General features: G+C 74.1%; 9 protein-coding genes and 1 pseudogene. 7 read left to right on the top strand and 3 right to left on the bottom strand.

The window, feature by feature from the left end; genetic code table 11:
* The first annotated feature begins 13 nt into the window (after positions 1–13).
* Positions 14–766 (top strand): cobalt-precorrin-6A reductase, encoded by a 753-nt coding sequence (locus ACILSK_RS13115; RefSeq protein WP_395727606.1) that lies wholly within the window; start codon positions 14–16, stop codon positions 764–766.
* 2 nt (positions 767–768) lie between these two features.
* Here ACILSK_RS13115 and ACILSK_RS13110 read toward each other — a convergent pair whose 3' ends face one another.
* The gene (locus tag ACILSK_RS13110) at positions 769–1,842 is read right to left on the bottom strand and encodes a CU044_5270 family protein (RefSeq protein ID WP_395727605.1); all 1,074 of its coding nucleotides are present in this window, start codon (positions 1,840–1,842) and stop codon (positions 769–771) included.
* On the bottom strand, positions 1,836–2,438 hold the full coding sequence (locus ACILSK_RS13105) for an RNA polymerase sigma factor (RefSeq protein ID WP_395727604.1): 603 nt from the start codon (positions 2,436–2,438) through the stop codon (positions 1,836–1,838). Before ACILSK_RS13105 ends, ACILSK_RS13110 begins: the two co-directional genes overlap by 7 nt.
* A 101-nt stretch (positions 2,439–2,539) precedes the next feature.
* Between ACILSK_RS13105 and ACILSK_RS13100 the strand changes: the two genes are divergently transcribed.
* Positions 2,540–4,066 (top strand): hypothetical protein, encoded by a 1,527-nt coding sequence (locus tag ACILSK_RS13100; RefSeq protein WP_395727603.1) that lies wholly within the window; start codon positions 2,540–2,542, stop codon positions 4,064–4,066.
* Here the strand turns inward: ACILSK_RS13100 and ACILSK_RS13095 are convergent.
* Complete coding sequence (locus ACILSK_RS13095) at positions 4,035–4,997, bottom strand: cobalamin biosynthesis protein (protein ID WP_395727602.1); 963 nt, start codon at positions 4,995–4,997, stop codon at positions 4,035–4,037. The two genes, ACILSK_RS13100 and ACILSK_RS13095, sit on opposite strands and share 32 nt — an antisense overlap.
* 156 nt (positions 4,998–5,153) lie before the next feature.
* Here ACILSK_RS13095 and cobU point away from each other — a divergent pair, with 156 nt between their 5' ends.
* From cobU to ACILSK_RS13070, 5 genes and pseudogenes are all read left to right on the top strand, one after another.
* Positions 5,154–5,696, top strand: a complete 543-nt coding sequence (cobU, locus tag ACILSK_RS13090) for a bifunctional adenosylcobinamide kinase/adenosylcobinamide-phosphate guanylyltransferase (protein ID WP_395727601.1) — start codon at positions 5,154–5,156, stop codon at positions 5,694–5,696.
* Positions 5,697–5,981: 285 nt separating this feature from the next.
* Positions 5,982–6,377, top strand: coding sequence for a hypothetical protein (locus ACILSK_RS13085; RefSeq protein ID WP_395727600.1), 396 nt, complete (start codon positions 5,982–5,984; stop codon positions 6,375–6,377).
* Positions 6,378–6,481: 104 nt separating this feature from the next.
* Positions 6,482–8,040: pseudogene (locus ACILSK_RS13080) on the top strand (TIGR02677 family protein).
* A complete protein-coding gene (locus tag ACILSK_RS13075; RefSeq protein WP_395727599.1) occupies positions 8,037–9,308 on the top strand; it encodes a DUF2398 family protein in 1,272 nt (423 codons plus the stop codon). Before ACILSK_RS13080 ends, ACILSK_RS13075 begins: the two are co-directional and overlap by 4 nt.
* Before the next feature lie 5 nt (positions 9,309–9,313).
* Positions 9,314–13,618 carry a TIGR02680 family protein gene (locus ACILSK_RS13070; RefSeq protein ID WP_395727598.1) on the top strand — a complete coding sequence of 1,435 codons (4,305 nt, stop codon included), beginning with the start codon at positions 9,314–9,316 and terminating at the stop codon, positions 13,616–13,618.
* The last annotated feature ends 3 nt before the right edge of the window (positions 13,619–13,621 follow it).

Raw genomic sequence — 13,621 nt, 5'->3', positions numbered from 1 at the left:
CTACCCTGCTGGCATGCCCGGGTCTGCCGTCCTGATCCTGGGCGGGACGGGCGAGGCCCGTTCGCTGGCCCGGGGTCTGACCGAGGTGGGCGTGCCCGTCGTCTCCTCGCTCGCCGGCCGGGTGCGGGACCCGGCGCTGCCGGTCGGCGAGGTCCGCATCGGTGGCTTCGGCGGGCCGGCCGGGTTGGCCGAGTACCTGCGGACCAATCGGATCCGGGCGGTCGTGGACGCCACCCATCCCTTCGCGACCGGCATCTCGGCGTCGGCCGCGACGGCGTGCGCCGCGGCCGGGGTGCCACTGCTTCGGCTGGCCCGGCCCGGCTGGGCCGACCACCCGCTGGCCGAAGCCTGGCAGTGGGTGGACGGGCCGGCGCAGGCGGTCCGGGCCGCGTCCGGCCGACGGGTCCTGCTGACCACCGGCCGTCGAACGCTGAGCGAGTTCACCGCGCTGGAAGCACCTTTCGTGCTCGTCCGGCTGGTCGACCCGGTGACCGAACCCCTGCCGCCGCACTGGCGGGTGCTCACCTCCCGGGGTCCGTACACGGTGACCGGCGAGCGGGCGCTGCTGCACGAGCACCGCATCACCGTGCTGGTCACCAAGGACTCGGGCGGGACGATGACCGAGCCCAAACTGCTGGCCGCCGCGGAGGTCGGGATTCCGGTGATCGTCCTGCGCCGGCCGACCCCCGCGACCGGGGGGCCGGCCGTCCCGGACGTCCCGACCGCCGTCGCCTGGGTCCAGCTGACGGTCGGCTGGGTCGGGTGAGATCAGCTGGCGCCCAGGGTACTCACCACAGCGGTCCGGATCGCGGTGTACCCGGTCACCGTGCCGTCGTCCTCCCCGCCGAGCGCGGTCTGCCGTTCGCCGATGAAGGTGCCCGTCGTGGTGTCGATGATCGTCTCGTCCAGGTTGTCGTCCCCGCGGATCGCGAACGCCGTGCCCGTCTCACCGTCGAGATTGGCCCGGTCGTCGGTGATCTCGACCCCGGGGATCATCGCCATGGCCCGGTACAGGGTGGCCCGGGTGGACGCCGGCAGCAGCCCGGTGCGCAGGGCGTCGGTGGCCAGGACCAGCATCTCGGCCTCGTCCGACCGCCCTCTCCCCCTGGCGTCGGACGCCAGCCGGTTGAGCATGCCGGCCGGGTCGTCCGGCAGGGCCGCGATCCACTCCCGGGTCGGCACCGCCCAGTACCCCTCCGTTCCGGTGCACAGATTGGTGAAGTAGTCCTGGCACGGCCCGACGAGATCCGGCTCCGATGTGGCCGGTTCGCTCAGGGCACCCGCCGCCCGGGCCGCGCGCTCATCGCCGGCGACGAAGACGGCGGCCCCGGTCGTGCCCCGTCGCTCCATCCAGTTGTCCTTCCAGCGGGCCGGGATCCACTGCTGCCGGCGCGATTCGGCGAGCACGCTATACATCGACCCGCCCGCGGCCACGGTGGTGTTGAGGTACCAGGCGTGGGTGTCCAGATACCGGAACGTCCCCGGGGCCAGGGTGTCGGGGGTGCTGGCGGCCCCGTCGGCGGCGCGGTTCAACTCGGCGGCGACGGCGGCGGACAGCGCCGGCCGGCCGATCCAGGTCGGGATGAGCAGCCCGGTGCCGACCAGGAGCACGACGGCGGCGACCAGCAGCGCCGGCCGGCGCCAGGTTCGGGGCCGGTGACCGGCGACCACGCGGGCGCCCACCGGGCGCGAGATGTCCGGGCGGGGGATGCCCGCGGTTGCCGTCGGAGCTGCACCGGACGCCGCATCCAGCCGGGAGCGCATGCGCCCTAGCAGCTCGGCGTCGGCCTCGGCGGGTCGGTACAGGGTGTGCAGAGCGGCGTCGAGGTCGTCGGTCAGCATGATTGCTCCCCGGTCGTGATCGGAATAGGTGTGCGGTCGACGTCCGCCGGGATGTCGACGGCACGCAGCGCCTTCCGCAACCGGGAGAGCCGGCTGCGGACCGTCCCGGCCGGACGGTCCAGGACGGCCGCGATCTCGGTCGGCTCGAGGCCGGCCCAGGCGTGCAGCAAAAGGATGTCCAGGTCGGTGGGGTCGAGCCGGCGCAGGTGCGGGACCAGGCGGCGGGCATGCGTGGCGGAGTCCAGGCGCCGGTCGGCGTCGGGCGAGGCGTCCGGGGCGCCGTCCGCCGCGAGCGCGGCGAGGCGCTCCAGGGCGTCGAAGCGGCGGGCCTGGTCGCGATGGTGCCGCCGCAGCAGCGTCGAGGCGATGCCGTACAGCCACGCCCGCGGCGAGCCACGCTCGGAGTCGTAGGACCGCCAGGACCGGTGGGCGGCCAGGAACTTCTCCCCCACCAGATCCTCGGCGGGGCCGGCCCCGGCCCGCGCGCTCAGGTACCGGAACAGGTCCCGGGCGTGCGCGTCGAACAGCCCGCCCACGTCGAGGCCGGATGCCGCCGGCCCGTCACGGGGACCGTCCGCGGGATCGTTGATTGCCACACCTCCACTTGTCGAGCAGGTCGGCGAGCGTTGCCCCCGCGTGCGACGATCGGCGCTCCGCGGAACCGGCCGCGGGCCGCGATCGTGGGGGTCGGTGCAGGGTGAGCGGGACGACGGTGCCGGTGCGGGTCGCGTACTCGCAGTTCTATCTGACCGACGGCTGGGACGACGAACAGCCCCTGCAGGAGACGGCCTTTCCCGGACAGGTCAACGGGCTGTGCGGCGCCGGGACCGAGTTCGGTCTCGAGCTGATCACCGGCCTGCACACGGGCACGGTGCCGGTGCAGGTCGAGTTCCTCGACGTCGAGCCGATTCTCGAAGCCGAATGGGAGGAGGCGGTCGAGGTGTCGCTGTGGCTCACCCAGCCCTTCGTCGTCATCCTCGGCTGGGCCGGCGAGAGCGCTCATGAGATCCCGGTGCCGGCGCCCGGGCGCTACCGGGTCCGCTACTGCGCGATCGGCATGGAGGCCGGCAAGGAGCAGGACACGGTCCTGGATGACGAGACGGCACCCGACCGCTATCGGCTGCAGCTCTGGCCGGCCCCGGCCGCGCCGGACGCAATCCTGCGCGTCACCAGCCGGATCGCCGCGTACTGGCATACGGTCCCGGCCACGCTGGACCCGCCGCCGCAGCGGCCCACCGTGATGAACGAGCCGGTGCCCGTCGGGGCGACGACGGTCACCGTGGTCGCCGATCAACCCGGTGACAGCTGGATCCGGATGGAGCCCGTCCGGACCTGGACCCCCTCGTGGATGGAGCTGCTCGTGCTGATGGTGCACGGGCCCGAGCCGGAGCCCACCGTGCGCGGAACGATCAGTCTGGGCCCGGCTGCGGCGGACCGGTACCGGGTGTGGCGGGACGGGTCCCGCTGGCGGGTCGAGTCGATGGACGGTGCGCCGCGGCTCATCGCCGGCGTCGACACCGTCTGGCGGTTCGCGCCGGACCCCGTCCGTCCCGTGGAGACTCCCCGGCGAGCCGATCGTGACGTCGAGGGCGCGTTCGAGCTGCTGGTCCGCCGCGAGCCCGGTTCCTTCCTCGGTGAGGACTTCACGCGCCCGGCCGGGCCGATCGGCACGACGCAGTTCCTGGGCCGGATGGCCTGGACGGTCGCGCTTGCCCCGCCGCCGCACAAGCCGTGGCCGGTCCAGCTGGTGGTGGACGCGGCCACCGGCGTGGTGCTTCAGCAGCGCAACGACGGCTTCGGCACCGTGCAGGAGTGGACCGAGATCGTCACGGGCGAACCGCTGGATGCGGAGCTGTTCACCTGGACGGGGCCGACGACCTCCCCGGACGATCAGGCCGCCGAGTGGGATCGCGAGCGGCAGGCGCGGGCGGCCGATGACCGGCAGTGGTTCGCCCGGCACGTCACCGACCGCTCACTGACCGTCGAGCTCGGCCTCGAGGTGACCCTGCACGAGCACGACGACGCGACCGGGGCGTTCGAGGCGAGCCTGGGCCCTTTCGGCGCGCTGGCCCGCCGATCGCGCAGTGTGGCGCCCTGGGAGCTGGGCTGGTCGGAGGTGCCGGTGCGCTGGTCGACCGACCGCTGGGACTGGGCGATGACCTTCTTCGACGTCACCCCGACAGCGTCGGCGATCACCGCCCTCCAGCAGACGCTCGGCGACTGAACACCGCGCCTCGGCCCCCCGCCACGGCCACCGCGGCGATCAGCGCACCCACCCCGACCAGCGCGGACAGCCGCAATGCCCGGGAGATGTCGGCCGCGCCCGGGGGCGGCCCGTCACCCAGCGTGCCGCGATCCTCGACCGTGTCGCCGTAGGTGTTGACGCCGCCGAGCGTGCGGCCCAGGGCTCCGGCGAAGGCCGCCTCGACCGGCCCGGCGTTGGGGCTCGGGTGGGAGCCGGCATCGCGCCGGACCGCCCGCAGGGCATCGCTCGGCGTCCCACCGACCAGCGGCGCGGCCGCCGCCGCCAAGGCCGCGGCCAGCCGCGCGGGCACGAGATTGGCCAGATCGTCCAGCCGGGCCGCCGCCCACCCGAACCGTCGGTAGCGCGGGGAGCGATGGCCGATCATCGCGTCCAGGGTGTTCACCGCCCGGTAGGCGAGCAGCCCGGGCACCCCGGCGACCGCCCCCCAGACCAGCGGGGCCACCACCGCGTCGGAGGTGTTCTCGGCGACGGATTCGACGCAGGCGCGGGCGATCCCGGCTCCGTCCAGGGTGTCCGGGTCGCGGCCGACCAGGTGCGTGATCCGCCGCCGCGCACCGGGCAGATCGTGGGCGTCCAGCAGCGCGCCGACCGCGGCGGCCTCCCGGCCCAGCGACCGGCCGCCGAGCACCGCCCAGGTCGCCGCCGCGGTGACCAGGGTCCGGGCCACCGGCCGGGTCCGGGTGGTGCGGTCGGCGGTGACCCCCAGTCCGGCCGCCGCGCCGACCAGGACGGCGGTGTGGACCGCGCCGGCGACCCGGTCGTCGCGGTAGGTGCGCCGTTCGAGCGCGGCGGCGGTCCGGCCGAAGCCGGCAACCGGGTGCCCGCGTCGCGGGTCGCCCAGCAGCTGGTCGGCCAGATACCCCAGCGCGAGCCCGGCCGCCCGCGCCATCCCGTCACCTCGCCCGACCCGCACCCGTTGCCTCCCCACGCCCGCCGCGATCCCATCCGATTCGCCTCGCCGTCCGATCATGCTGGACCGCCCGCCGGCGCGGGGCCCGGGCAGGCCGAAGCCGGTGGCCGGGCGCGGAGCCGCTACCGTCCATCCGTGACCGTCGCCCGCCGCACGCTGATCACCGGAGGGGTCCGGTCGGGCAAGTCGCGGCTGGCCGAGCAGCTGCTGGCGGACGCGCCGGTGGTCACCTACGTCGCGCCCGGCCCGGCGCCGGACCGGGCCACCGACCCGGAGTGGGCGGACCGGATCGACGCCCACCGGGCGCGCCGCCCGGAACACTGGCGCACCGTCGAGACCGCCGACCTGGCTGCCGCTCTCGCCGCGGCGCCGGGCGCCGTGCTGATCGACTGCCTGGGCACCTGGGTGACTGCGGTGGTGGACGGGCTGGGCACCTGGGACGAGCGGCTAGCAACCTGGGAAGGTCGATTCGAGCCGGCGCTGGCAGCGGTCGAGACGGCCTGGCGGGCCGCCCCCGGCCCGGTGATCGCGGTGACCAACGAGGTCGGCTGGTCCGTCGTCCCCGAGCATCGCTCCGGCCGCACCTTTCGCGACCTGCTCGGCCGCGTGAACCAGCGGATCGCGGCGGCCAGCGACGACGTGCTGCTGGTGGTGGCCGGCCGGGTGCTGCGGCTGTAGGCCGGGTTCGGCGATCGCCGGAGGTCGAGATCGTTCATTCTGGATCGCCCAGGCTTCCCGACTGCTCATTGAGCGAGATCTGAGTGGCGGCGAAGTCCGCCTGCCTACCGTCCGGCGATGACGGCCGACGAACCGCCTGGGAAGCTCCCCGGACGAACGCGGCCGCGCGACCCGAGGAGGACTGTCGTGCGCACTCACGAACAAGCAGATCGTGCCGGCTGTCGGCGCCCCGTTCGACCCCACCCGTCGAGACCGGGTCCGGCCGGCCGCAGAACTTTCCGGACGGTGACCACGCTGATCGCCTTCCTGGTGTCGATCGTGGCCAGCATGGTGCTCGCTCAGCCGTCGGCCGCGGCCGTCGTCAACGGCGGAACCGTCAAGGTCGGAACGCCGGTCACCGGGAAGGTGGCGGTGGCCGGGCAGGACATCCAGTACTCCTTCGCCGCGACTCAAGGCCACCACCTGACGTTCAACATCACCGCCACCAGCTGGAAACCAGGCACCGCCTACCTGCACTTCTACAACCCCACCGGCAGCCGCCAGTACTACTGCCAACTCACCGCAACCCCCCGCTCCTGCGACTTCACCCCCAACGCCACCGGCACCTGGACCAGGACCAGGACCATCAAACTCGACCCCACCGGCGACACCACCGGCAGGATGACGATGGTGCTGGTCTGACCACCTGCCCGCGCCCCACCACCGGCGCGGTGGGACGCGGGCAGTCGTTCGACTTGTTCCGACCCGGACCGGGGCACGCCGGTCCGTTCCGTAGGGTGCTCGGCATGGCCGCGCCGCACCTCGACAATTCGGTGCCGGGCTTCGAACCGGGTTTCACCGACCTCGACCGGCTGCGCCTGTTCGCCTTCACCGCGGCCGAGAAGGGCACCACCTATCTCTGGGTGCTGCGGGCCATGGAACGCAGCCGGGCGAACTACGTGGTGCTGCAGCACGCCGCCGAGGTGGCGGCGTCCTTGGCCGCGCTCGGCCAGGAACAGTCGGATGACCTGAGCCGCGAGGCCGTCCCGATGCTGTCGGCCGAGGAGGTCACCCCGCTGCTGGACCAGCTGTACGCCTGGCAGGTCCTCGATCGCAGCTACGACGGCGCCCGTGCGGCGACGCTGGCCGAGTACCGCAACCGGCACTACGTGTACCAGTTCAACCAAGCCGGGTATCGGGCGTACCGGGCTGTCGAGGACGTGCTCGGCGCCCGGCTGGACGACGCCACGCTATCCCGGCTGGTGCTCCCGGAGCTGCTCGCCGACCTCGGCGAGCTGGCCGCCGCGAACCGGGATGGGGATTCGGAGCTGGTGTACCGCAAGCTGAGTCGTCTCGATTCGGTGCTGAACGAGATGGCGGAACGGGCCGCCCGGTTCTACCTGATGCTCTCCGACCTGTCCAAGAGCACCGAGACCAGCGCCGAGGTGTTCCTCACGCACAAGGACGCGCTGATCGCGCACCTGCGCGAGTTCTCCTCCGAGCTCGCCCGGTACGCGCCGCGGCTGGCCGCGGCCGTTCGTACGGTGCAGGACACCGGGGTCGACCGGCTGGTCGAGCTGGCTGCGGAGGCCGACGAGCGGATCTTCCGCAGCCCGGCGGACCGGCTGCACGACTGGCAGCAGCGCTGGGCGGGGCTCGAGCACTGGTTCCTGGCCGTGCCCGGCCAGGCCGGCCGGTGCGAGGCGGACCGGCTGCAGGACGCGACGATCAGCGCAGTCGCCGCGGTGCTGTCGCTGTTGCGGCGGGTCACCGAGGCGCGGTTGGGTGGCGTCAACCGGGAGAGCCAGCTACGGCACCTGGCCGCCTGGTTCGTCGCCACCCCTGATGTGCCGTCGGCGCACGCCCTGTTCGCCGCCGCCTTCGACCTGAGCCGGCCGCGACACGTCGGCGTCGTGCACCCCGATCCCGAGCTGATCCCCACCCGGCGAACCTGGTGGAGGCACCCGCCGGTCGAGCCATCCGCACCCTCATCGAGACGGGGAAGCAGCCGGCTACCCGGCGCCCCGGCCGATTGGACCGCAACGATGCCGGCCGGCGGCGACTTCGGGACGCGCAACTGGCCGACCGGCGCGCTCAGGCCGCCGCCGCGAAATCCCTGGCCGGATCACCGATCGAGGGCCGGACCCTCTCGGAAGAGGAGACGGCGCTGCTGTTCACCCTGCTCGATGTCGCCCTGGGCGCGCGCGTGCCGGTATCCGGGCGGGCGCCGGCCACCGGCTCCTCCCTGGGTGTCCGGATGACGCTGATCCCGCACGACACCTCGACCGCGGTTCGGACGGTGCGCGGCGTGCTGCATCTGGACCGGATGGCACTGACCGTGTCGCCGGTGGCCGGCGCTGGATGAACGCCCCGTCGAACCCCGCCGTCGCCCCGCTGGACCGGGCCGCCTACCAGCGTGCCGCGCGCGTTCTGGCCCGGCTGTCCCGGGTGCGGGACGCCTTCGACCCGTCCCAGCCGGCCATGGCCGGCGCCCAGCTGGACCGCCCGTTCGACCGGCGCCGGTACGCCTATCTGTGCCTGGCACTCGCCGTGCTGGGCCGGGCCGGCCTGCAGATTGCCCTGTCCGAGCTGGCCGAACGAGTGGCCGGCGAGGCCGACCGCATCGACGGGTTGGAGCTGTCCCTGGACCGGCAGCCGGACCGGGCCGGGTTCGTCGACGCCGCCGGCTGGCTGGAGGCCCGCGGGGCGGTCCGGCTGGCCGACGGTAGCGCCCGCCGCTGGGTCGACGACCCGTCCGCCGGTGAGGCGCTCTACGACATCGACCGCGACGTGCTGCGCGCCCTGTACCGGCCCTCGCCGGTGCTGCAGCACATCGACACCGCGCGGGCCCTGCTGCACCGCCCGCAGGGCGTCAGCCGGGACACCCTTCGCCGCGAGTCGGCGCAACGGGTGCGACGGACGCTGGTCGAGCGGCCGGTCGCCTACTACGCCGACCTCGCCGCCGGGGACCGCGGCATGCTGCGCAATCCCGGTCCGGCCGCCGAAGTGGCCGAACTGACTGGGCTGGTCGTGGAGCGTCGCAGCGAAGGCGTTGCCCTGCTGGATGTCTCGGGGATGTTCTCGGACCGCCGGTTCCCCGGGTCGGGCACCCGGGCGCAGGTGGCGCTGCTGCTGGCGAACCGGATCGCCGACCGGGTGCTCGATCCGGACGCCCCGGAGTTGACCGTCCTGGCCCCCGATCCGGACCGCGGCGAGACGTGGGTCCGTGCCCTGGACGGCGCGATGCCGCGGGCCGACCTGATCGCACAGTTCACCGGCGACGTTGACCCAACCGACCCCGCAGACCTCGCCGTCGTCGCGATCAGCGAGGACGATGCCGTCGACAGCCCGGACGGCGCCGCGACCGCCGGGTGTCCGCTGCTGGAGGACGGCTGGCTGCGGTCCACCCTGGCCGAGCTGATCGACAGCTATTCCACGGCGCTGTCCGCGGCGCAGTTGGCCGACCCGGAGCGGTTGCTGGACTCGGCGTTGGCGCTGCTGGCCGAGCTCGACATGATCGTCCGGGTGCCCGGCGGTGTGTTGGCCCGGCCGCTGCTGGCCCGCTACCGCAACGCCGTGGTGTCGGTGCGTCCCGCCACGGAGCCGGCCGGCCTGTTCGACATGGGAGGCTGACGGCCATGACATCCGGCCCCGACCGGGACCCCGCGGCCCGCGGTGACCGGTTCCGACCGACCCGGTGCGGGGTGGTCAATCTATGGGACTACCGGGACGAGGAGTTTGTTTTCGCCGACGGCCGGCTGGTGCTCCGCGGGCCCAACGGGTCCGGCAAGACCAAGGCCCTGGAGGTGCTGTTCCCGTTCGTGCTGGACGCCCGGATCGAGCCGCGCCGGTTGAACCCGTTCGCCGGTGACGAGCGGACGATGAAGTCCAACCTGCTCTACCGCGGGCAGGAGAGCGCATACGGGTACGTATGGATGGAGTTCCGCCGGGACGCCGCGCCGGCCCCCGACGACGGCACCGAACCGGGCGAGGTGGTGACGATCGGCGCCGGGCTGCGCGCCCAACGACACAACGACCGGGTGAGCCGCTGGTACTTCGTCGTCGACGGGCAGGTCGGCCGGGACTTCTCGCTGCTCGGCCCGGACGACCGACCGTTGACCAAACGCCAGTTGACGGCCGAGTTGGAGCACCTGCCGACGCTGCTGACCGAGCGCCCGGTGGAGCATCGCACCGCGGTCGACGCCCGGCTGTTCGGCCTCGGCCTGGGCCGGTTCGAGCAACTGATCACCCTGCTGCTGACGCTGCGGCGTCCGCAACTGGCCAAGAACCTGGACCCGAAGGGGCTGTCCCGGGCCCTGGCCGACGGGCTGCGACCGCTGGACGAGGGGTTGATCGACGAGGCGGCACACTCGTTCAGCGACATGGAAAACGTGCAGCGCACGCTGGCCGGGCTGATCCAGGCGGATGCCGCCGCCTCGGCGTTCCTGACCGGGTACACCACGTACCTGCGCACGCACGCCCGCGCCGAGGCCGATCGGTTGACCGGCCGGCTCGACGCCATCGAGACGGCCCGGGTCGACCTGGCCGGCGCCCTGGCCGCGCGGGCCCGCTCCGCGGCCGACCGGGACACCGCCCGGGGCAGGCTGGAACAGCAGCGGGACCAGCTGCGGGACATCACCTCCCGCCTCGATTCGCTCAAGGCGTCGCCGGCCTATCAGGACCGTGAGCAGCTGGCCCGGCAGGCCGACCTGACCGCTCAGCTCGGCCGGGCGGCCGACCAGGACGCCCGGGTTCGGGACGGGGCCCAGGCCGAGGCCGCCCGGCGGGAGCAGGCGCGGTCCGTCGCCGCGGCCGCCCGGCAGGAGGCGCTCGCCGCGGTCGCCCGGCACGCCGCGGAGCTGGCCGGCGCCGCCCGGGACGCCGGTATCGGCTGGGACACCGACGACAACGCGGACGACGGCCGGCTCGGCGAGCGGGTGGCCGCCCGGGTCGCCGGCCGCGAGGACGACATCGCCGCGATCCGGGCCGCCATCACCGCCGTCGCCGAGGCGGCCCGCCTGCGCGACCAGGCCCAGCGCCGCCTGGATCGGGCGCAGGACCGGCTGAATACCGCCGAGCAGGCACTGGCCGCCGCCCAGGACGCGGTCACCACCCAGCGAGAGCAGCTCGCCCAGTCCTTGTCCCGCTGGCTCGGCGAGCACGCCGGGATCCTCGACCGGCTCGCCGGCACCGACGGACCGGCCGAGCGCCCCCCGGCGGCGGGGTCGCTCGACCTGGCCGGCTCCGCCCGCGTCGCCCTGACCTCCGCCCTCGACCGGGTCGGCGAGATCGACGCACCCACCCTGCCGGCCGTTCTGGACACCCAGCTGGCGGACGCCCGGCAGGCCCGCCGGGACGAGATCGCCCGACTGGGCGGCGTTCTCGACGCCCTGACCGAACAGCTGGCCGGGCTGCGGGCCGAGCGGTCGTTGATCGCCGACGAGCAGGACCAGGCGCCGCCGCCGTTCGCCGCCCGCACCGGGTCTCGGGACGGGCGGCCCGGTGCTCCGCTGTGGGCGCTGGTCGATTTCGCACCCGGCGTCGACGACGCCACTGCCGCGGCCATCGAGGCGGCGCTGGAGGCGGCCAACCTGCTCGACGCCTGGATCGGGCCGGCGACCGGCACGGACCCGGGCGCGTCGGACACCCTGCTGCTGCCCCTACCGCCGGCCAAGCGCCCGAAACGCTCCCTGCTGGGCGGCCAGCTGATCGCCGAACCCGATGCGGCGCTGCCGGTTCCGGTGATCGAGGCGGTCCTCGCGTCGATCGCGGTCGGGTCACCGGCGGCGGCCGCCGGTTCGCCGGCCGGCGCCGCGCCCGTCATCGACACCGGCGGCGGGTTCCGCCAGGGCATCCAGCTCGGCGCCCATCACAAATCGCACGCCGAGTACATCGGCAGCACCGCGCGGGCCCGCCAGCGCGCCCAGCGGCTGGCCGACCTGGACACCCGGATCGAGGCCACCGAGCGGGACGCGGCGCGCGCCGACGAGGCCGCCCGGACGATCCGGGCGCTGCTCGACGCGCTTGACGCGGCCCGCAGCGCTTTGCCCGCGACCGCACCGTTGGCCCAGGCCGTGCGCGCGGTCGAGCAGCAATCCGCCAAGGTCCAGGCGGTGCACGGCGAACTGGACAACGCGCGCAGCGATCTGGATCAGGCGATCGCCGCCCATCATCACCGGCACCAGTCCTTGCTGGCCCTGGCGGCGGCCCGGTCAATGCCGACCGAACCCGCGCTGGTCGACGGGATCGCCGCCGCCACTGCTGTTTTCGGTCGGCTTGCGGCCGTTCTCGGCGCGGCCCGGCGGACCGCGCGGGAACGGTCCGAGACGCTGACCGCGGCCGAGGACGAGCAGCTCCGGGCGCGGGACCGGCTGACCGAGGCCGCCGAGCAGGCCGAACTGTCCCGCACCGAGCACCAGGCCCGCGACGAAGAGCTGCGCACGCTGCGCGCGGCCGTCGGTGTCGCGGTGGACGAATTGGACCGGCGGATCGAGGCCGCGGCCACCGACCAGCGGGCCGCTCGGAACGCCGAACGAGCCGCCGAAGCCGCACTGCAGGCGGCCATCGACGAGGCCGGCGGCCGGCGCATCGCGGTGGAGGGTGCGTCCGCCGCGCTGACCACCGCGATCGTCGAGGCCCAGCAGGAATGCGGCCGGCTCCGGCCCTACGCCCGCTCCGACGTCGGCGATGTGCTGCGCCTGCCGGCCCGGCTTCCGGCCTGGCCGACCGCCGGCGAGCAGTGGACGGATCCGGCCCGGCTCACCGCCGGCGCGGTCGCGGCGCTGCCCCAGGACCCCGACCACGAGGTCGCCGCGCTGCCGGACGCCATCACGACGTTGCACGACGGCATCCTGGCCGCGACCGGCGAGCTGCGGCCGAACGAGAGCTCGCTCAAGTCCAGCCGCACCCGGGTGTCGGCGTCCCTCACCCAGCTGCAGGACCAGCTCGCCGCCGCCGGGCACGAGTACCGGCCGGATTGGGAGCCCGTCGACGACGTCATCGTCGTCAAGGTGTCCGACGAGCAGGGTTTCGCCTCGATCGGCGACTTCGCCCGGCGCATCGCGGCGGCCCGGCAGGATCAGGAGGCGCTGCTGTCCGAGTCCGAGCAGCGGATCCTCGAGGACGCGCTGCTCGGGCGGCTCGCTCAGCAGATCCACGAGCGCACCACCGACGCCCGGGATCTCATCGCGCGGATGAACCGCGAGATGCGCGGCCGGCGGATGTCCTCCGGGGCGACCGTCGGCATCGCCTGGGAGCAGGCCGACGGGCTGGACCCCCAGCAGCGGGCGGTCAGCCGGCTGCTCGACCGGGACGCCAGCCAGCTTTCGGCCGACGACCTGGCGACCATGCGCGCGCATTTCGCGGGCCGAATCAAGGACCTGCGCGCGCAGCGGGAGGACCGGCCGTACCCGGAGATCCTGGCCGAGGCGCTGGACTACCGCGGTTGGCGATCCTTCGTGCTGACCCTGGTCGCACCGGGCGGGCAGGAGGACCGGCTGACCCAGGCCCGGCACAGCACGCTGTCCGGCGGCGAGCAGTCCGTCTCCCTGCACCTGCCCCTGTTCGCCGCTGCCCACGTGATGCTGTCGTCGGCCGCACCGCACTGCCCGCGGCTGCTCGCCCTGGACGAGGCGTTCGCCGGCATCGACGACGCCGGCCGCAGCGAGCTGCTCGGGCTGACCGCCCAGTTCGACCTGGACCTGTTCATGACCGGCTACGACCTGTGGGCCACCTACCCCACCGTGCCCGGCTGCGCGCACCACGACCTGGCGCACTCGGCGGTGGAGCACACGGTCAGCTCGCTGTTGCTGGTCTGGGACGGTGCCAAGATCCTCACCGACGGCCAGATCACGGGCGCCGACGATGATCTCGCCGCCGCCCTGGGGTCGCCGAACAGCCGCCGACGACCCGGTGACCCCGGCGGCCTGATCAACCTGACCTGATTG

It is taken from the genome of Nakamurella sp. (assembly GCF_044224575.1).
GTDB lineage: Bacteria > Actinomycetota > Actinomycetes > Mycobacteriales > Nakamurellaceae > Nakamurella.
This window is presented reverse-complemented; position numbering and strand designations above follow the sequence as displayed.